Below are 18,740 nucleotides of genomic sequence, written 5' to 3'. Positions count from 1 at the left end.
ACCAGCAACACGCACCGTGGGCGCGTCTCCGCGCTTACCACATTCCGGCGCTCGTCGCACCATCTGATCACACGCCGCGGGTCCGCGCCCGTCACCCATCTCGGCGACGACCCGGCGCCGACCTGTGAGCGTTCAGCCCGTTCCGGCGAGGTCGGAGGATTTCTTCCGATGTTGGGGGCTGCGCACCAAGTGGACGTCCCCACCACTGGTCTTGTCGTTGTCACCTATAGGAGGTCACCTCTTGGATACCAGGATTCAGAACGTCCGACTGAACGTCACAAACGAACAACTCATGGCTCTGGCAAACGCCGGGGCCGCAGCTTTCGGCCATACCGCGACGCTCCAGGTGGACCAGGCCCTGGCTCAGCTGCTGCGATTACGCGTCGCGCAGATCAACAATTGCAGCTACTGCCTTCTGGTGCACCACGCCGCCGCCCGCGTCGCCGACATCCCGCCGTCCAAGGTCGAAACCCTCACCGCGTGGTGGGAGACGCACCTGTTCACCGAAGAGGAACAAGCCGCCCTGGCCTACGCCGAGGCGTTGACCCGGGCCTCCGACGTCACAGTCAACACGCGGCTTCAGGGGGCACACGACCGGGTGTCTGCGCACTTCACGGAGGACGAGATCCAGGAGATCGTGGCTGTTGTCATCAACATGAACATTTGGACGCGACTCAAGCTCGCCGAGGGTGCCATGCCCACGACGGCGCCTGCCGTGTGAGGTGATACCCGGCGCTGTGATCGGAGCAGGCTCGCAGCCGTGCTGATCGCTTCAGACCCCGGCTGCCAGCCATGGCGCTGCGCACGTCCGGAGGGGCCGGCGGGTGGTTCCGGCCGACCCCTCCGGGCAGGCTCACTTTCCGTACAGCTCGAATTCGTAGAGCGAGAACCCGTACGAGGTGGCCCGCTTGACCCCGTACACCCGCACGTAGCGGGCGGTGACCGGGGCGAAGGTGGCGTTGTCGACGCCGCCGTTGCCGGTGGTGGTGGTGAACACCTGCGTCCAGGAGCTGCCGTCGCCGGAGACCTCGATCCGGTACGAGGTGCCGTAAGCGGCTTCCCAGCGCAGCACGACCCGCCTGACGCTGCGGGCCGCGCCGAGGTCGACCCGGAGCCACTGGTTGTCGTTGTAACTGCTGGCCCACCGGCTGCCGAGGCTGCCGTCGACCGCCTTGCCCGGCGTGTGGCCGGTCAGGAACTGGGTGCTCGACGCAGTGGTCGGGCGGCCCTGCGCCAGGTTGGTGACGTCGTCGCCCCGGCGCGCCGGGAACGAGACGACCTGCTGGTAGGTGGGGCGGTTCTGCCAGGCGATCAGCGGGTGGGTGATGCCGCCGAGCCCGGACTGGGCGATCGAGTCGGCGCACCACTGGTCGCCGGCCCCGCAGGACTTGTCTCCGGGATAGACAGTGGTGGCCGGCACCGCGGCGGCCTGGCCGAGCGCGTCGAGCAGAGCCTGCCGGCACGCGTCGAGGTTGCCGTTGCCGCAGTATGCGCGGCCCAGCCCACCGGCCACCGGGTCGCCGAGGACCGTGCGCAGGTCCCTGTCGACGTAGCCCCACCAGCCGTACTGGAACGACGAGCCCTTGTGGGCCTGCCCCTGCAACGCCCAGTTCGCGGCGCCGTCGCGTCCCCCGTTCTGGCCGCCCGACGGTGCCTCGTTCACCTCGATGGCGTCGACCAGCGCAGCGTAGAGGTCCGGCCCGAGGCCCGGGCGGAACTGCGCCGAGGCCAGCAGCGGCCACCAGGCGTCGAAGATCCGGATCGCGTCGGCGTGCTGGTAGACCTTGGAGCCGGGGGACGTCTCCACCCGGCGGACCCCGGCCTGCTGCCACGCGCGCAGCTTGCCCACCGCGTCGGCCAACGCCGGATCGGTGACCGGCGTGCTGTCCAGCACGCGAAGCAGGTCACCGAGAACCTGCTGGCCGCGCAGGTCGGTCACCGCGGCATCCGCCATGATCTTGACGACGTCGGCGCGGCCGAGCTTGCGCTGGGCGATCGCGGCGCGCACCGGGCCGTCGAGCAACTGAGCCCGGTGTACGGAGCCGAAGCTGAAGTTGCCGTCAGCGGCCCCGAAGTCCCGCGCCTGCTTGTTGTTCCAGCTGACGTAGTAGTCCTGGTTGACCGACTGCGGGTGTGCCGACGCCGGGGTGTAGGTGGCGTCGTTGGTGTCCGGGTTCCAGCCGGCCCACTCATACGCCGGTTCGGCCTTCGTGGGCATGTTCGGGTCGACGGTGCCCGGACGGACCGGGTTCGAGCCGGAGTTGAAGTACGCCGCCTCGGTCGAGTTGACGTAGAACCAGTTGAACGCGTACCCGACGGTGGCCGCGGAGGCGTGGAAGGCCGCCGCGCTGCCCATAGCCGACGGGTCGTTGTATGCCTGGAAGCCGATCGCCGAGTCAGCCTCGTGCCGGTAGGTCGAGCGCAGCTTGGTGAACGCGGTCGGCTGCCCGTTCACCAGGCCCCGGTAGGACACCAGCCCGTACTTGGTGCGCAGCGCGCGAAGCGTGTACGAACCGGCCGGGGTGGAGTCGGCAAGCGTCGGCGACCAGGAGTTGCGCTGCTCCAGCGCCTCCATGGCGAGGCACTGCCCGTGGTAGAGGTAGCGGTTGGTGCGCAACGTCGGGGCGCTGCCGTCGGTGGTGCACAGCGGCACCGCGTACGTGTCGGTGAGGTCCTGGGACGCGGAGGTCGCGCTCCACGCGTAGTCCTGGCCCCGTCCGAGCAGCACGTAGAGGTTGAGCCCGGCGAACGCGGCGCCACGAGCGCTGATGCCCGGCCCCTGCAACTCCTGGAGCATCAGCAACTGCGGCGCGAAGTAGCCGGTCTGGGGCCCGAACACGGCGACCGGGTTGCCGGTGGTGGTGTGCCGTCCGGAGACCACCACCGCGTTGGACATGCCGTGCGCGCGCAGGTTGGACAGGCCGCCGAGCAGCCCCTGCGTGGCGGTGCTGACACCGGTGCGGGCGGCGGCCCCGCCGCTGGCGTCGTACGCCAGGGGCTCGGCGACCACCGAGCCGGCGTCGGGGAGCACCGCGCTTGTCGCGCCGGGCGGCGTCGCCCCGTACGGGAAGCTCTGTCCGTCGTGCAGGGTGAGCACGGTCTCCGGGTCGTTCTGGGAGCGGAACGCCGCCCATACCCGGTCGCCCTCGGTGGCGCCGTACTTGGCGCGGGCGGCCACCCGGACCAGCGCGGACTGGATCTCGCTGCCGCCGCCCCCACCGAAGAGCCCGCCGACGACCCCGGCGGTGGCGATGAGGTCGGTCATTGTGAAGTGCGTCGGCTTGCCGGCGCCCGCGAGGACGTACTCACCGGGGTAGTTGTCATCGGCGATCGACTTGTCGATGTAGGCGTTGATGCCGGCGATGTAGTCGACCACGTCGGTGTAGAGCTGCTGGCCACGGGCACCCTTGAGGCGCAGCGCGTCGACCTGCGCCTGCAGGTCCGTCTCCGAGTAGGGCGAGTTGGCCCAGATGCTCTGCTCCAGCTCACGATTGCCGGGCGCGCCGCCGGCGAACGAGGTGAGCGTCCCGCGACCGGCGTGCCGCAGCAGGTCCATCACCCAGAGCCGGTCCTGCGCCCCGGCGTAGCCGGCGCCGAACATGGTGCCGGCGCGGGTGGTGCCGGTGACGTGCGGGACGCCGGTGGCCTTGTCCCGCACGATGGTGACGTCCGCGCGCGGCGAGACGGTGCTCTCCACCTGCGCGGCGGGGACACCGAACGAGGCGTCGTTGTAGAAGTGGGCGATCTGCTCGTCGGTCAGCCCGGCGTAGTTGTAGACCAGGTTCGCGTACTCGTCGAGCTGGTCGCTGGAGTGCGCCGGGCGGGTGCCGAGCGCCTGGTGCGCCAGGATGGCGACCAGCGTGGCGTTGCCGTTCTGCCCCGGGGGCAGGATGTCGGCGCACTGGCCGAGACAGTAGTCGTTGGCGGCGAACGTGCTGGCGGCCAGCGCCGGCGACGGCGGGGTCACCGTCAGGACGCTCGCGGTCAGGACGGCGGCGGTGAACGCCGCGAGCCGGGTACGGACAGCGGGACGGGGCATGGCGATCCTCCGGGGACGCGGAGTCGGGCCGTTCGGTCACGCCCGGCTTACGGTGCCGACGTCTCGCCCTCCGCGCCCGGGCGTCGTGCCAGGAGGTGAGAGTGACTCGCATCTATCTTCGGGCAATGATCGACGCCGAATCCCCGTCCGGGATACCCGTCGTTCACCAGGCGCCAATGCCGACGTTTCGCCGCATAGCGCTGTCGGCGGCTCGAAATTCGCGGGTCTCACCGGGGTGCATCCACTAGCGTCCGCCGCATGGAGAACAGCACCGTACGCACCGAGCGCCTCGAGCTTCGCCCGGTGCGTGACGATGACGTCGACCGGATCCTGGAGTACCGCAATCTGCCGCAGGTCACGCGCTGGCTACTCCGCACGCAGGTCGACCCCGCATCCTTCCGCGCGACGTGGCGACGCGCGGCCGCGGACCCCGACGACCACAGCATGGCGGCCACGCTCGACGGTGTGGTGATCGGAACCGTCTCGCTCGAGGTCGTCGACGGCATGGGTCAACCCGGCATGCCGCCACGGACCGAGGCCGATCTCGGCTACATCTTCGATCCGGCCTACGGCGGGCATGGCTACGCGACCGAGGCGGTCTCCGCGGTGGTGGCGTACGCGATCGAACGGCTGGGAATCCGGAGAATCACCGCCGGCTGTTTCGCGGACAACCTCGCTTCGGTGCGAATCCTCGAAAAGGTCGGCATGCGTCGTGAGCAGCACGGCCTCGGCGATTCCTGGCACGCCGAACTGGGCTGGGTGGACGGTTACACCTACGCCCTCCTCGCCGAGACATGGCATCGGGAGGCAGCACCGCAGGAGCAATCGAATGCTCTCGGGCGGCCATGAAGCACTGGTGAGCGCAGCAGCAGGCTTCTCGATGACGGCAGCATCTCGTCGTCGGACAGCGGACCGGGAACGCGGTCAGTGACGCCCCGTCGCCTCAGGAGGACCGCTGCGCGCTGTCGCCGTTGCGGAGGCGGTCCAGCTCGGCGAGGTACATCGCCTGCATGCGGTCATAGTGCCGGACCAACAGCTCGACCTCCTCGACGCTGTAGCCCTCGATGAGCCGCTCCGCCCGCTCGGCGAACCGCTCGTACGGCCGCTCCAACTCGGCGCTCCGTTCCGGCCGCAGGGTGACGATCACCCGCCGCCGGTCCGCCGGATCGCGATCGGCCGTCACGTAGCCCGCCTGCTGGAGCCGGCGGAGCATGCTGGTCACCGCCCCGGTGGTGAGGTTGGTCCGCTCGGCGACCTGCCCCGCGGTAGCGGATCCGACGTCCGCCAGGTAGTCCAGGCACTCCAGGTCGCTCACGGTGAGGCCCAACCGCTCCGCGATGGCGTACCGGAAAACCATGGACAGCCGGGCCGTCTCCCGCCCGGCGCGCATCAGGTCGGCGGTCGCGGACGCGCGGGCCGGCTCGTGGAGCATGCCCGCAATCATGCCTCCGGTACGGTGACCCGGTGCAGTCGAGGTAACACGCGGGTCAGCACCCAGTGTGGTGCTGCCGCTCCCCCGGTGAGTCGGCGCATCAGCCCGGCGGCGGTGTCGACGGCGCGGAAGGCGTAGGGAACCATCTCGTCCTGGTAGCCGGCGATCGCCTCCTCCACCGGCGCGCCGCTGGCCCGGGCCTCGACCAGCCTGTGGCCGAGCACTGCGGCGTCGCGCAGGGCGGTGTTGCCGCCGTGGGCGCCGAACGGCGGCATGACGTGTACGGCGTCGCCCATCATCGTGGCCCGGGGCACCGCCCACCGGCGCGGGCGCCGGCCGGTGGCGAAGAGGTTGAGCACCGTGGCGTCCAACTCGGCCGTGCCGACCAGCCGCCGGATGACCGGGTGGAAGTCCATGCTCATCCCGGAGGCCAGTCTCCACAGCGCCAGCAGGTCGCCCCGGATGCCCATGGGCACCTCCTCCTGCCGGAGCAGCAGTCCCCACATGACGTAGTCGTCGCCCGTGGGCGCATAGCTGCCCGGGGCCAGGCGCGTGAACGCCTCCCGCGGGCTCTCGCCGAACCGCATGGAGGTGAAGAAGAAGGCGCGGCCCGGCCGGTCGGCGATGGCCAGGACCCCGCTGGTACGCAGCGCGTCCGGGATGACACTCTCGCCGTTCCGCAGGAGGGGCGACCGACCGTAGATGCCCGCCATCGGGGTGTTCGCCGGGTCGGCGTCCGGCATGAGCTGCGCGCGCAGCGCCGAGCCGACGCCGTCCGCGCCCACGACGACGCTTGCCGCCGCGGCCCCGCCGTCGGAGAACAGCAGCCGCGGCCGTGCCGGGTCGGCGCTGTCCACCGCGACGGCGTCCTTGCCGTAGTGGATGCGCCCGTCCAGCCCGGACTGCAGGATCGACCGCAGGGTCAGCCGGTCGACCTGGCGGGTCGCGTGCGGCTCGTCCTTGAAGGTGATGGTGAAGGCGTCCCGCAGCCGGCTGTCGGTGAAGCGCAGGTGCCCTCCGGGCTCGTCGCCGGTGGTCAGCGCCAGGTTGTACAGCGAGCGGGGCAGGCTCTCGCGCAGCGCCTCCAGCCCGTACCGGTCGAGAATGATCCGGTAGCCCTGCCGCCGGACGAAGGGGCCCGAATCCCGCTCGTAGACGTGCACGTCGATGCCGGCGCGCGTCAGGTACTGGGCGAGGCAGAGGCCGGAGAGGCCAGCGCCGGCGATCGCCACTGAGAAGTCGGTCGATATGCCCATGCGGTTATCTTAATGACTAAGATAATTTAGGCAAGGGTGTCTCGTCTCGCGAGTTCTCGGCGTGAGCTGATGCCGAGCTTGCGGAAGATCTTGCGCAGGTGATAGTCCACAGTGCTCGGGCTGATGAACAGTTGTGCCGCCACCTCGCGGTTGGACGCGCCGTTCGAGACCCGCTGCGCGATGTCCCGCTCCTGGCTGGTCAGGCAGCAGCTGCGGGCGAAGTGGTTGGTCGTGTCGTGGCAGGCCAGCCTGCTGCGTAGTTCGCGGCGAGACGCGACGCCCAGCCTGTGGAACACTCCGCGTAGGTGATGTTTGACGGTATGGGTGCTGATGACCAGGTGCGTCGCGACCTCGATGTTCGTGGAGCCCGCCGCCACCAGCAGGGCGATCTGTTCCTGTCGTGGGGTCAGCGCCGCACGGGGAAGGACTCGGGCAGGCTCGGCTACGACGCAGTGCATGGTGCTCCTCGGGCGAGGGATCGGGGTCTCGACGACCATCCGATCGCGCCGTTGTGCACGACGAGTGCAGACTCAGTGCTCGCCCTACCCGCTCACGAAGCGCCCCTCATCAAGCTCAGCCGGGCCCGGACATACGCGACCATGGTCCGGTATGCCTCGGCCTCCTCGATGCCGGAGAACTCGATGAGTTCCCGGAAGCCGTTGTCGGCGATCAGGTTCTCGAACTGCTGGCACCCCCGTTCCGCGCGCACCAGGTCGCCCAGATCGAATGCGGCCCGCGCGAGGATCGCCGCGACGGCACACCGGGGACCGTTCGACTCACAGACACCCACCGTCAACCCCCACTCCGACACCTTCGCCGCTCGTTCGAGCCGGCCGAGTTTCCAGGAGGACTCCGCGATGAGCTGGGCGTAGTAGATCTTCAGGTGATCGAGGTGCTGCGCCACTGCGATAGCCAGCCCTTCGTCCGCGACCCGCGTGCCAGCCTCGAACTGGTCGGATCCCAGGAGCGCTCTCGCGAGTGTCAGCAGCGAAACGGCGAGCAGTTCCTGGTGCCCCGTCTGCCGGGCAAGACCCACCGAGCGTTCACCGTAGGCGTTGGCGGCGTCGTGGTCGCCACGCGACAACGAGAGTACGGCGAGGTTCCGCAGGACCTCGGCTTGTCCGGCGAGTTCTCCGGCGCCGTCGAAGATGGACAGGGCTCGACGGAGATATTCGTCGGCCTGTGGCAGCGGGGCGAAGACCTCACCGACGGTACGAAGAAGTTCCGCCTCCATCAGCGGCTCGCCGAGCACGCTGACCAGGTCGAGGATCGCGAGTACGGTCTCTGTCCGGCCCGCGGGTACGGAGTTGCTGCCCGGTGCTGAGGCGGCGAGGACCATGGCCGCCGCGTCGCGCCCCAGGCCGTGTGCGAGGGCCAGATCGATCGTCGCCCACAACGCGGACCGTTCCCGCGCATACCAGGCGGCAGCCTGTGGCACGCTGTCGAACGATTCAGGCGTCACCTCCGACGGCGGTTCGCGGACGGTGCCGACTGGCTGCCGGTGGTGGCTCGCGTAGGCGGCGCGGGCCGAGTGCAGGTAGTGCATGACGAGACGCCGCTCGTACCCCGGTCGCTCTTGATCCTCGTCGAGGAGCTCGCCCGCGTAGGCCCGCAACAGGTCGTGCAGACCGTAAAGCCCCAACTGCGACTCGTCGAGCAGATTCGCGGTCACCAGTTCCATGAGCAGTGCGCGCGCCTGTGCGCGCCCGACTCCGGCGACACTGGCCGCCGACTCCAGCGAGATCCCTGGGCCCGGATGGACGGCGAGGGCACGAAACACCTGCGCCGTCGACGGATCGAGGGCGCGATAAGACCACGAGAACACCGACCGGACATCGTCGGACGAGTCCGCGCTGGACAACGCGTCGAGTCTGGCGGACGGCGCCGAGACGTCGCTGAGGACCGCGCTCAATGGCAGGGCCGGATTGAGGGCCACGCGGGCCGCCACGATCGCCAGTGCGAGCGGCAGCCCGGCACAGAGCGCGATGACCTTGTCCAACGCGTCCGGGTTCGTGGTGGCGCGACGGGCGCCGAGGCGGTTGATCAGAAGTTGGCGGGACTCGGCCCCGGTCAGCCGATCGACCTGCAGGTAACGCGCGCCCTCCCGGGTGACCAGGCTCGTCATCCGGTTGCGACTCGTCACGATGACCAGACAGCCCTGGGAGGCTGGCAACAGCGGGCGGACCTGCTCGGAGTCGCGCGCATTGTCCAGGAGGATCAGGAGCCGACGACCGAAGAGGCGACTGCGGTAACGCGCTGCCTGCGCGTCGACGTTCTCCTGCGGTGACGAGACCGCCGGCTCGCCCAGGGACGCGAGCAACGTGGCGAGCGCCTCCTCCGATGACATGACGCGTCCGTCCGGATCGAGACCCCTCAGGTTCAGGAACAACTGGCCATCGGGAAACTCGCTGGCGACCTGGTGGGCCCAGTGCACGGCGAGCGCGGTCTTGCCGACGCCACCCATCCCGCCGAGCACGGTGATCACGATGGTCGCATCGCTGAACGCGTCGGACAGTTGGTCGTCAAGCACGGCTGCCACGTCGTTTCGGCGGACGAAGCCCGCGACCTGCGGCGGCAGCTGTGCGGGCCGGGGAGCCTCCGGCGGGCGCAGTTCCTCCTGCAGGGTCCAGCCACTGGCGAGCAGTTCCCGATACGCCTCCCGCAGTTCCTGCCCCGGGTCCACCCCCAGTTCCTCGGCGAGACGTTGACGGGTCCGCTCGAAGACCCGCACCCCTTCCGCCCGATGACCGGTGGCCACGTACGCGCGCATCAGGCACGCCTGTAGCGCCTCGTCCAGCGGCGCCGCGGCGGCAACGCTCAGCAGTGGGGTCAGCGCCGTGCCGGCCATGCCGTGGGCGATCGCGGCTTCGCCGGCCGCGAGCGCCACCGCGACGCGCTCCCGTTCGATGGCGACGAACTCCGGCGAACTCAACGCACTGGTTGGCAGGTCGGTGAACGCGGGGCTGCGGCCAAGCTCCAGTGCGGTCAGGTACGCCCGCACACCAGCCACGGCGTCCCCGCCGGCGAGCGCCTCACGGGCCCGCCGGACCAACTCGCGATACATGGCCAGATCGGAGGCCTCGGTCGCAAGGATCAAGCGGTAGCCCGTACCGGCCGGTAGGAGGTATCGACCGGTCTCGCGGACGTCCAGGTCCGGTTCGAGAATCCGCCGGAGGTTCCCGACGTGCCGGTGGATCTGGTTGGCGGCGCTGGCCGGCGGTTGTTCGTCCCACAGGCTGTCGATGACGTTCTCGAGGCTGACCGCGTCACCCCCGGCGGCGAGGAGCTTCGCCAGGATGATCCGCTGGCGTACCGGGCCAAGATCGACGTCCGAGCCGTCCCGTCGGCAACCAAGACCGCCGAATACCTTGAACTCGCAGTGGGACTGCGGCCCGTCCGGGAGCCTGCGGTCGGGCGTCGTCACGATTGACATCCTAGAGATGGAAGGGCAGCGGCTTCGCTTTTCGGCCCAGCCTGCGGCCTGCCCCGGGGTCCCCGCATCCCCCATCTCTCGTTGTCCGTCGAGTCGGTCGCCACACACGGGGACTACGTGATTCGGGTGATTCGAGAAGCGGTGCCAGATCAGTACCTTCGGCAAGGTTCCCAGCGCGGAACGCAAGCCCAAGGAGTGCGCATGCCCCGTGTCACAGTTGGCTCAGAGGGAGCCAACCCCATCGAGATCTATTACGAGGATCACGGCGCCGGTACGCCAGTGGTACTCAGTCACGGCTACCCGTTGAGCGGGCAGGCCTGGGAGAAGCAGGTCTCCGCACTACTCGCTGCCGGTTACCGGGTCATCACGTATGACCGGCGGGGTTGGGGCAATTCCAGCCAGCCCGCCGGTGGATACGACTACGACACGTTCGCCAGCGACGTGGACGTGCTGCTCACGGAACTGGACGTACGCGACGCCATCCTCGTGGGTCACTCGATGGGAACCGGCGACGTTGCCCGTTACCTGGGCAGCTACGGCACCGGGCGGGTCGCGAAGGCCGTCCTGATGTCGCCGATCCCGCCGTTCCTCCTGCGTACGGAGGACAATCCCGAAGGCGCACCGCAGTCGTTGTTCGATGGGTTCATCCAGGCGGCGCGGGCGGACCGGAACGGGTGGCTCAAGCAGTTCCTGGAGAACTTCTACAACCTCGACGTCTACGGCGGCTCGCTGGTTAGCGACGAGGCGTTCCAGGCCAGTTTGGCCGTAGCCGTGGCCGGATCTCCCCTCGCCGCGGTGGCCTGTATCCCGACCTGGCTCACCGACTTCCGTGAAGACCTGTCCAAGATTGACGTGCCGGTACTCGTGATTCAGGGCGACCAGGACCGGGTCCTACCCATCGGGGTGACCGGCCAGCGGGTGTCCGCCTTCATCGGGGATACGCGATTGCTCGTCATCGAGGGCGGGCCGCACGCCATTGCCTGGACCCACAGCGATCAGGTCAACGCCGCCCTGCTCGACTTTTTTCAGAAGTGAAAGGAAACACCGTGAAATTGCTCTTCCGGCGGCGCCTCTTTTCCGTAGGCGTGGCCATCGGCGCCCTGACCCTGGTTGGTGCCGGTATCGGCACCGCGCAGGCCTCGACGGCCCAGCATTCGCGCCCCGCATCGGTCAAGCCGACAGTCGTGCTCGTGCACGGCGCATGGGCTGACGGGTCCAGCTGGGACAAGGTGGCGGCCAAGCTCCAGCACGACGGCTACCGGGTGGTCACGCCGCCGAACCTGCTGTCGGGCGTGGACAACGACGCCGCGAATCTCCGCGCGTACCTGGACACCATCACCGGACCGGTCGTCCTCGTCGGTCACTCGTACGGCGGCATGGTCATCACGAACGCCGCCCTGGGTGACAAGCAGGTCAAGGCCCTGGTGTACGTCGACGCGTACATCCCGGACCAGCACGACACCGTCTACTCGCTGACCTCGGCCGTGCCGGGCTCGGTCTTCGCCGCCGAAGCGTCCACCGTCTTCGACCAGGTCGCGATCCCCGGTGGCGACCCGCACTACCCCAACCTCTACGTCAAGCCGTCGGTCTTCGGCAAGGCGTTCGCCGACAAGAGCATCCCCGCCAAGGACGTCGCGGTACTCGCCGCCCGGCAACGCCCCCTGGCCTACAACGCCCTGGTCGAGGAGGCCGGCGCGCCGGCCTGGACCACCATCCCCTCGTGGTCCGTGATCGGCAAGCAGGACGCCGTCATCCCCGCCGCTCAGCAGATCGCCATGTCCAAGAGGGCCAAGGCGCACACCATCGAGATCAATGCCCCCCACCTGTCCATGGTCACGGATGCGGGTGCGGTCACCAACCAGATCGAGGCCGCCGCCAAGGCGACCAACTGACACGACAACCGGCCGTGGCATCGCTTTCCGCGATGCCACGGCCTTTTGGCGAACCCGTCACCACGCGGGACTCGGCCACGGTTGCTGCTGATGTCCCGAGGTCCCGTCAGTCGGTCGTCCGGGCCGCTTCCAGGATGACCTCGGTAACCTCACCGGGGTGCGAGATCAGGCCCAGGTGACCGGCGTCGATCCGGGTGATGTCGGCTCCCGCCCGCTTCATCATCTCCTCCTGGCGGGCCGGCGGGATGACCCGATCCTCGGTGCCGATCACCGCCCATACCGGGATCGTCTTCCACGCCGGCTCCGTGGCGGGCTCCCCCAGAGCGTTCGTGGCCAGGGCGGTCTGGGTCACGGCGAGCACCTCCGCCTGCCGCCGGGGCAGACCGTTGGCGAAGCCGGGGATGAACACCTTCGGCAGGACGTACGCGTCGACCGCACCTTCCGGGGCACCCGGGAACGGCACGAGCTTGAAAACGCTCGCGGGGTCGGTCAAGGCCGGCTCCAGCACCGAGCCGGAGCCGGCGGTGAGTTCCTCCACGGTCTCCCCCTTGTCCGGGGCGAAGGCGTCGACGAACACGAGTGCCTTGACGTTGCTGTTGCCGGTCGCGGCGTCGCTTACCACGAACCCGCCGTACGAGTGCGCCGCGAGCACGATGGGACCCTCGATGGTGGACAGGAAATCCTTCAGGTAGCCGCTGTCGATCGTCGGCCCCCGGCTGGGTTGCGGCGCAACCTGGACCTCGAAACCGCGTGCCTGGAGTCTGCGGACCTCCCCACTCCAGCTCGAGCCGTCGGCCCAGGCGCCGTGCACCAGGACGATTGTCGGCTTGGTGCGACGCCCCTCGTCCGGGGATGGTCGCGGACCGCCGTCCGCGGACACGCCTGGGGCTGCTGAGCCGAGCACCGTCACCAGCGTTGCGGCGACGAGCGTTGCGGCGATGGTCTTCGGCCGACGTAGCGAGATACCGAGCATGTCTCTTCCCCCTCGTTGGTCAGTGGTCTCCGAACGCGGGCAGATGCGCATGGCGTCTACGCGAACTCGCCGAAGCCGCGACCGGTCGGACGCACCATCGAGCGGCGCGTGCCCCGACAGCGGCCGGGCTCCGGTCCCGCGGCGACGTGCCTGATCGCCCAAATCACACCGTAACGGCGTTCAGCGGAAGCCTCGGACAGAAGAGGAGAATCGCTCAGGTTTCACCTGACTGGAGGACAGACCCCCAAACCTGCTCGCCACTAACCGTCGGCGGCCTCACGCTGGATCTGCGCGAATTGAGCGGCCATCGCGGCGGCCAGGGCCTGCGCGGCGGACAGCGGACGAACCATGACCGTGAACTCGTCGATCAGGCCGCTCTCGTCCAGGTGCAGAAAGTCGCAGCCCTCGATGGCGACGTCGCCCATCCGGGCCTCGAACACCAGCGCGTGATCGCGACCGCCGTCACCGCTCAGCTCACGGACGTACCGGAAGTCCTCGAACACCCGCAGCACGCCCCGCAGGATCGCTGCGGTGATCGCCTTGCCCGGATAGGGCTTGAACGCCACCGGGCTGCGAAACACCACGTTGTCGGCCAGGGCCGCCGCGACGGCGTCCGGATCCCGTGCCTCAACCGCCGCGCGAAAGTCGATCATCACACCAGCGTACGGGTATCGCCACGATGGCCCATTGCTGAACATCGATGAATTTGGGTCTGTCTCTGGTGGGTCGTCATGGGACTGCTCTACCGTCGACACATGGTCTCGCGTCGATCGGTTCTGCGGGCGGTGCCGCTTGCGGCCGCTGCCCTTACCGCCGTCCCAGGTGATCCCGAGCGGTTCGGCTCGCCGTCCACCTCGACGAATACGGAACGCGTACCACCCGACCCGGCCACGATGCAGGCCGCCGCTACCGCCGTTCGCGGCTTCACGGCCGACCTCTACCGCACGCTCGCGTCGACCCGGGCGGGCGGCAACGTGGTGTGCGCGCCGTACTCGGTTGGGCTCGCGCTCGCGATGACCAGGGCGGGTGCCGGCTCGACCACAGCGGACGAGATGGACGCGGTGCTCCACGCGCCGCATCCGCGTCCCCGCGCGCTCGACAGCGGGTTCAACACCGTTGAGCAGATGCTCGCCGGCCGGTACCAGGACGGTGACGGCATCAAGCAGCCTCGGCTGACCACTGCCAACGCGCTGTGGACACGACTCGACCTGGTCCTGCGACCCGGGTTCCGGGACACCCTGGCCGGCTACTACGGCGCTGCGCCGCTACCGGTCGACTTCCGCGGCGCGCCGGAGGCAGCCCGTCAGGAGATCAACACCTGGGTGTCCGATCGGACCAACGCGAAGATCCCGGAGCTGTTGCAGCCCGACGCCGTGGGCCCCGACACCAGCCTGATGCTGACCAACACGATCTACCTCAGAGCGGCCTGGAAGTACTCGTTCAACCTCACGGCCACGGCGGTGGAGCCGTTCACCAGGGATGACGGAGCCGTCGTCGACGTCCCGGTCATGCGCGGGCCGTTCGACAGGATGGGCTACCTGGAGGGGGACGGGTGGCGCGCGGTCGACGTGCCGTACGCGGGCGACGGGCTTGCCATGGCCATCGTCATGCCGACCCGAGACGATCTCGCAGCGGTCGAGGCGAACCTCGACGCGACCTGGCTGGGCGCGTTGCTGACCGGGTTCCAGATCACCGACGTCCAACTGCGCCTGCCCCGGTGGACGTTCCGCCTGCCGGCCGAGCTGGGTGCCGCGCTGGGCAGCCTCGGCATGCCCACGGCATTCACGTCACAGGCCGATTTCACCGGCATGAGCACCGAGCCGGCCCTGTGCATCGACGACGTGGTGCACGAGACGTTCATCGCGGTGGACGAGAAGGGTACCGAGGCCGCCGCCGCGTCGGCCGTCATCGTCCGGCCGCCGTCGATCCCGCAAGGACCGCAGTTCTTCGTCAACCGGCCATTCCTGTACGTCATCCACGACCGGCTCACCGGCGTACCGCTGTTCCTCGGCCGGGTTCACGACCCGCTGGTGGACGGTCCAGCCTGACCGGCCCGGGGTCAGACGACATCGGCGGTATGAGCACTCGGGTCAGGCAGGTGGTGCGCTGATGGCCAGGATGGCGGTGTCGTCGCTCAGCCCGGCGCCGAAGGTGCGGAGCAGCTCGGTGACCGCGGCGACGACAGTGGTGGCGTTGGTCGGCGCGAGGGAGTGGGCGAATCGAGCGAGGGCTGCCGTTCCGTAACGGCCATCGGCAGTCTCGCTGCTGGCGGGACGCGCCTCGGTGAGCCCGTCGCTGTAGAGAAGTAACGTGTCGCCGGGGTTCGCCACGACGGTGGTGTTGGTGTATCGGGAGTTGGGGAAGGCCCCGACGATGCGGCCCTTCGTGGGGTGGTAGTGCACGGAGCCATCGGCGCGCAGCAGCAGTGGTTCGGGGTGCCCGCCGCTGGCGATGATCGCGGTGAACCCGTTGACGGCCGGCGTGGGTGTGAGGATGCCGGACACAACGGTGCAGTAGCGCGCGTCCTGGCGGTACTCCTGCCAGAGCACCGTGTTGAGGTTGTGCAGCGCGGCGGCAGGGTCCGGGTTGTAGACGGTCGCGGCCCGCAACGTGTAGCGGGCCAGGGCGGTGACGGCGGCCGCTTCGACGCCTTTGCCGCTGACATCGCCGAGGAAGAAGCCCCAGCGGCCGTCCTCAAGGGGAAACAGGTCGTAGAAGTCGCCGCCGACCTCGTCGGTGGAGGCTGCCCGGTAGTACGCGGCGCTTTCCAGTCCCGGCGGGGTTTGCAGCACGGCCGGGAGGAGACTGCGCTGCAGTTTGCCGACGAGATGTCGTAGCCGCTCGTCCTCGCGTTCCGCAGCCTTGCGGGCACTGAGGAGCTCTCGTTCGTAGGAGCGGCGCATCGTGGCGTCGAAGATGGCCGTCCGGATGAGCTGCGGTTGACCTTCGCTGCCAGCCTTGACGACGGACGTGACGAGGACCGGCATGCGAACGCCGTCCTTCGTGCGAAGGTCGAGGGCGACACCGCCGATCTCGCCTCGCATGGCCAGCATCGGCGCGAAGTGGGTCTCGTGGTAGATCCGGCCCCCACCGGTGAGCAGGTCGCTCAAGCGGCGCCGGCCGACGAGTTCCTCGCGGCGGTAGCCGAGCCAGGCCAGCAGCGTGCCGTTGATCTTCGCGATGGTGCCGTCCAGGAGGGTGGACAGGTGCCCGCACGGCGCGTTCTCGTACAGGTCTTCGAGGTCGTCTTCCAGCAACGCGGGAAACCCCGCCTCGCTCGGTCGGGCGCTTCCGTCATCGTTGGGACCCGGGCCGTGCGGATCACGCCCCCCGGTGGCGGTCATCGGTAGGCGGCCCTGACAAACGACGTGATCGCCGCGGCCGTCGTTTCCGGAGCGCTCAGCTGCGGGCAGTGCCCGGTCGCATCCAGTGTGACGAGCTGACTTCCGGCGATCTGCGCGTGCACGAACGCGCCGACTTCGGGCGGCGCGATGGCGTCCTGCGCACATTGCAGGACCAGGGTCGGAACGCTCACCGCGGCGAGGTCGGCACGGTTGTCGGACAGGAACGTGGCACGCGCGAACACCTGCGCCATCGCGGGATCCGTCCGGCAGAAGCTCGCGGTCAGCTCCTCGCCCAGCTCCGGCCGCTCCGGATTGCCCATGATCAGGGGTGCCATGCTCGACGACCAGCCGAGGTAGTTGCTGTCGAGTGACTCGAGCAGGTCGTCGATGTCCTCCCGAGTGAAACCGCCCCGGTAGTCCTCGTCGTCGATGTAGCACGGTGACGGCGTGACCAGGACAAGCGCGGAGAAGCGATCCGGTTCGCGGTTCGCCGCAAGGACCCCGATGCTCGAACTGACCGAATGCCCCACGAAGATCGGCTGCTGGAGGTCAAGGTCCCGGCACATGCTCAGCACGTCGTCGGCGTAGCCATCCAGGGAGGCGTACCGGTCAGCGTTCCAGGCCGCCGGATCAGCCTTGCCGGATCCGACGTGGTCAAATAGCACCACCTGGGCCCACTGTCCGATTTCGCTGACCACGTGGCGCCACATGTGCTGATCACAACCGAAGCCGTGCGCGAGCACGACAGTAGGGCCACCCTCACGACCGGTCAGCATCACGTTGTTACGGTCCCGCGCACGCATTCGCCCATCCTCCATCACCCTCACCTCGGGGGCCAAGCGTCAGGTCACCTGGGCGATCGTCGTGTGCACGGACACCGGTATGACCTTTATGTCTCCTCCAATTGGGGATGTTCATACCCGCGGCAGATCCGCGCACGGACCTCCGCGACCGCGTCGGCGAGGGCTTCCACTCCGTCGGTGATGGAGCGTTCGGTGAGGGTGGCGTACCCGAAGATCAGCCCGCCGGGTCCGTCGGGGCTCAGTCGGTACCGGGAGACGCCTTGCACGACCAGTCCGCGCCGGGCGGCGGCAGCCACCACCAGGTCCTCGTCGAGGTCGTGCGGGAGCCAGGTCACGACGTGTTGGCCCGCCGCGACACCGACCGGTTCCAGGTCGGGTAGCCATGCGCGCAGCGCGGCCAGGAGTACGTCGCGGCGGCGGCGGTAGACCGGGCGCATGCGCCGTAGGTGCCTGTCGAATTCGCCGCAGGTGAGGAAGTCGGCGAAGGTCAGTTGGTCGATGACGGGAGAGCCGCGATCGGCCCGTACCTTGGCCGCCGTGATGTCATCGACCAGGTGTGACGGCGCGAGCAGCCACCCGAGGCGCAGCCCTGGCGCCAGCGTCTTGCTCGCTGTGCCGCAGTAGACGACGGTGTCGGGTGCCAGCCCCTGCATGGCGCCGACGGGCGAGCGGTCGTAGCGGTACTCCGCGTCGTAGTCGTCCTCGATCACCACGGCGCCGCGACGCTGCGCCCAGCTGATGACCCCGGCCCGCGCGGTGGCTGACAGGACCCCGCCGGTGGGCCACTGGTGCGACGGCGTCAGCACGACGGCATCCGCGTCGGTCTGTTGGAGCTTCTCGACGAGGATGCCGTCTGGCCCGACCGGGACGCCGATAATGTCCAGGCCGAGTGCGGCCGCGACGAGGCGGGCGTCGTCATCAGCGGAGGGGTCCTCGACGGCCACCCTGCGGGCGCCGCGCGCCGCGAGCACCTGGAGTATCAGGGCGACGCCTTGGCCGTAGCCGCTGCAGATCACGACGTTCTCCGGGCGGGCCGATGTGCCGCGGACCCGGCTGAGGTAGTCGGTCAGGGCGGCGTGCAGTTCGGGTACGCCACGCCCGTCGAGGTAGGCGAAGCGTTCGTTCGGCGTGGTGGTGAGGACGGTTCGCACCGAGCGCAGCCAGGCGGCCCGGGGGAACGACGACACGTCGGTGCGGCCGTACCCGAAGTCGATCCGGGCCGTCGCCCGATCCCCGCCGCGACGCCCCGCCGCGGGCGGAACCGGTTCGACCGCGACCTGGGTGTAGCCGCCCGCCCGACTGGTGAGGTAGCCCTCGGCGGCGAGTTGCTGGTAGGCCTCGACCACGACGCCGCGTGAGACTCCCAGGTCGGCGGCGATGGTGCGGGTGGGCGGCAGGGAGGTCCCGAGACGCAACCGGCCGGCCCGGATGCTGCCCCGGATCGAGGCGGCTATCTGCCGGTGCAGCGCTTCGCCCGCGAAGCGGTCGACCTGGATGAGCAGGTCCTCCGCAGTGCTCGAATTGGTCCTGGTTCGGCCCATGGAATCGGACCTTACCGGGTGTACCAA

Annotated in this window: 15 protein-coding genes; 5 read left to right on the top strand and 10 right to left on the bottom strand. The window is 69.2% G+C overall.

Annotated elements, in window-relative coordinates:
* The first annotated feature begins 292 nt into the window (after nt 1-292).
* Complete coding sequence (locus OH804_RS06385; protein WP_406063475.1) at nt 293-721, top strand: carboxymuconolactone decarboxylase family protein; 429 nt, start codon at nt 293-295, stop codon at nt 719-721.
* 132 nt (nt 722-853) lie between these two features.
* On the opposite strand, the gene OH804_RS06380 is transcribed toward OH804_RS06385, so the two are convergent.
* Nucleotides 854-4,039, bottom strand: a complete 3,186-nt coding sequence (locus OH804_RS06380) for a penicillin acylase family protein (RefSeq protein ID WP_406063473.1) — start codon at nt 4,037-4,039, stop codon at nt 854-856.
* 258 nt (nt 4,040-4,297) lie between these two features.
* Here OH804_RS06380 and OH804_RS06375 point away from each other — a divergent pair, with 258 nt between their 5' ends.
* Nucleotides 4,298-4,888, top strand: coding sequence for a GNAT family N-acetyltransferase (locus OH804_RS06375; protein WP_406063471.1), 591 nt, complete (start codon nt 4,298-4,300; stop codon nt 4,886-4,888).
* A gap of 94 nt (nt 4,889-4,982) precedes the next feature.
* Here the strand turns inward: OH804_RS06375 and OH804_RS06370 are convergent, their stop codons facing one another.
* The 4 genes from OH804_RS06370 to OH804_RS06355 all read right to left on the bottom strand — a co-directional run bounded on the left by OH804_RS06370 (nt 4,983) and on the right by OH804_RS06355 (nt 10,235).
* On the bottom strand, nt 4,983-5,471 hold the full coding sequence (locus tag OH804_RS06370) for a MarR family winged helix-turn-helix transcriptional regulator (protein ID WP_406063469.1): 489 nt from the start codon (nt 5,469-5,471) through the stop codon (nt 4,983-4,985).
* A gap of 8 nt (nt 5,472-5,479) precedes the next feature.
* Entirely contained in the window at nt 5,480-6,727 is a 1,248-nt protein-coding gene (locus OH804_RS06365; RefSeq protein WP_406063467.1) for an FAD-dependent oxidoreductase, read from the bottom strand.
* A 26-nt stretch (nt 6,728-6,753) separates the two neighbouring features.
* Nucleotides 6,754-7,185, bottom strand: a complete 432-nt coding sequence (locus OH804_RS06360) for a LuxR family transcriptional regulator (protein ID WP_231392725.1) — start codon at nt 7,183-7,185, stop codon at nt 6,754-6,756.
* Between the two features lie 92 nt (nt 7,186-7,277).
* A complete protein-coding gene (locus OH804_RS06355; RefSeq protein ID WP_406063465.1) occupies nt 7,278-10,235 on the bottom strand; it encodes a BTAD domain-containing putative transcriptional regulator in 2,958 nt (985 codons plus the stop codon).
* Between the two features lie 126 nt (nt 10,236-10,361).
* On the opposite strand from OH804_RS06355, the gene OH804_RS06350 reads away from it, so the two are divergent.
* On the top strand, nt 10,362-11,195 hold the full coding sequence (locus OH804_RS06350; RefSeq protein ID WP_196924010.1) for an alpha/beta fold hydrolase: 834 nt from the start codon (nt 10,362-10,364) through the stop codon (nt 11,193-11,195).
* An 11-nt stretch (nt 11,196-11,206) separates the two neighbouring features.
* Nucleotides 11,207-12,052 (top strand): alpha/beta fold hydrolase, encoded by an 846-nt coding sequence (locus OH804_RS06345; RefSeq protein ID WP_196924011.1) that lies wholly within the window; start codon nt 11,207-11,209, stop codon nt 12,050-12,052.
* Between the two features lie 106 nt (nt 12,053-12,158).
* On the opposite strand, the gene OH804_RS06340 is transcribed toward OH804_RS06345, so the two are convergent.
* Together OH804_RS06340 and OH804_RS06335 are read right to left on the bottom strand one after the other, a co-directional pair.
* Nucleotides 12,159-13,025, bottom strand: a complete 867-nt coding sequence (locus tag OH804_RS06340) for an alpha/beta fold hydrolase (protein WP_196924012.1) — start codon at nt 13,023-13,025, stop codon at nt 12,159-12,161.
* Nucleotides 13,026-13,285: 260 nt separating this feature from the next.
* Nucleotides 13,286-13,678: a nuclear transport factor 2 family protein gene (locus tag OH804_RS06335; RefSeq protein ID WP_196924013.1), complete on the bottom strand. Its 393-nt coding sequence runs from the start codon at nt 13,676-13,678 to the stop codon at nt 13,286-13,288.
* 102 nt (nt 13,679-13,780) lie between these two features.
* On the opposite strand from OH804_RS06335, the gene OH804_RS06330 reads away from it, so the two are divergent.
* The gene (locus tag OH804_RS06330) at nt 13,781-15,073 is read left to right on the top strand and encodes a serpin family protein (protein ID WP_406063462.1); all 1,293 of its coding nucleotides are present in this window, start codon (nt 13,781-13,783) and stop codon (nt 15,071-15,073) included.
* Between the two features lie 42 nt (nt 15,074-15,115).
* Here OH804_RS06330 and OH804_RS06325 read toward each other — a convergent pair whose 3' ends face one another.
* The 3 genes from OH804_RS06325 to OH804_RS06315 form a co-directional block, all read right to left on the bottom strand.
* Nucleotides 15,116-16,282: a PP2C family protein-serine/threonine phosphatase gene (locus OH804_RS06325; protein ID WP_406063460.1), complete on the bottom strand. Its 1,167-nt coding sequence runs from the start codon at nt 16,280-16,282 to the stop codon at nt 15,116-15,118.
* A gap of 83 nt (nt 16,283-16,365) precedes the next feature.
* Nucleotides 16,366-17,172 carry an alpha/beta fold hydrolase gene (locus tag OH804_RS06320; protein ID WP_196924016.1) on the bottom strand — a complete coding sequence of 269 codons (807 nt, stop codon included), beginning with the start codon at nt 17,170-17,172 and terminating at the stop codon, nt 16,366-16,368.
* Between the two features lie 86 nt (nt 17,173-17,258).
* Nucleotides 17,259-18,713 (bottom strand): PLP-dependent aminotransferase family protein, encoded by a 1,455-nt coding sequence (locus tag OH804_RS06315; RefSeq protein ID WP_406063458.1) that lies wholly within the window; start codon nt 18,711-18,713, stop codon nt 17,259-17,261.
* Between the last annotated feature and the right edge of the window lie 27 nt (nt 18,714-18,740).

The sequence above is a fragment of the Micromonospora sp. NBC_00860 genome, assembly GCF_045207375.1.
GTDB classification, from domain to species: Bacteria; Actinomycetota; Actinomycetes; order Mycobacteriales; family Micromonosporaceae; genus Micromonospora; species Micromonospora vinacea.
This window is presented reverse-complemented; position numbering and strand designations above follow the sequence as displayed.

Bases quoted from the DNA above. Each gene is read 5' to 3' on its own strand.
- OH804_RS06330 (WP_406063462.1), top strand. From the start codon at position 13,781: ATGGTCTCGCGTCGATCGGTTCTGCGGGCGGTGCCGCTTGCGGCCGCT.
- OH804_RS06385 (WP_406063475.1), top strand. From the start codon at position 293: ATGGCTCTGGCAAACGCCGGGGCCGCAGCTTTCGGCCATACCGCGACG.
- OH804_RS06320 (WP_196924016.1), bottom strand. From the start codon at position 17,172: ATGCGTGCGCGGGACCGTAACAACGTGATGCTGACCGGTCGTGAGGGT.
- OH804_RS06355 (WP_406063465.1), bottom strand. From the start codon at position 10,235: ATGGGGGATGCGGGGACCCCGGGGCAGGCCGCAGGCTGGGCCGAAAAG.
- OH804_RS06335 (WP_196924013.1), bottom strand. From the start codon at position 13,678: ATGATCGACTTTCGCGCGGCGGTTGAGGCACGGGATCCGGACGCCGTC.
- OH804_RS06340 (WP_196924012.1), bottom strand. From the start codon at position 13,025: ATGCTCGGTATCTCGCTACGTCGGCCGAAGACCATCGCCGCAACGCTC.
- OH804_RS06365 (WP_406063467.1), bottom strand. From the start codon at position 6,727: ATGGGCATATCGACCGACTTCTCAGTGGCGATCGCCGGCGCTGGCCTC.
- OH804_RS06360 (WP_231392725.1), bottom strand. From the start codon at position 7,185: ATGCACTGCGTCGTAGCCGAGCCTGCCCGAGTCCTTCCCCGTGCGGCG.
- OH804_RS06350 (WP_196924010.1), top strand. From the start codon at position 10,362: ATGCCCCGTGTCACAGTTGGCTCAGAGGGAGCCAACCCCATCGAGATC.
- OH804_RS06380 (WP_406063473.1), bottom strand. From the start codon at position 4,039: ATGCCCCGTCCCGCTGTCCGTACCCGGCTCGCGGCGTTCACCGCCGCC.
- OH804_RS06315 (WP_406063458.1), bottom strand. From the start codon at position 18,713: ATGGGCCGAACCAGGACCAATTCGAGCACTGCGGAGGACCTGCTCATC.
- OH804_RS06375 (WP_406063471.1), top strand. From the start codon at position 4,298: ATGGAGAACAGCACCGTACGCACCGAGCGCCTCGAGCTTCGCCCGGTG.
- OH804_RS06370 (WP_406063469.1), bottom strand. From the start codon at position 5,471: ATGCTCCACGAGCCGGCCCGCGCGTCCGCGACCGCCGACCTGATGCGC.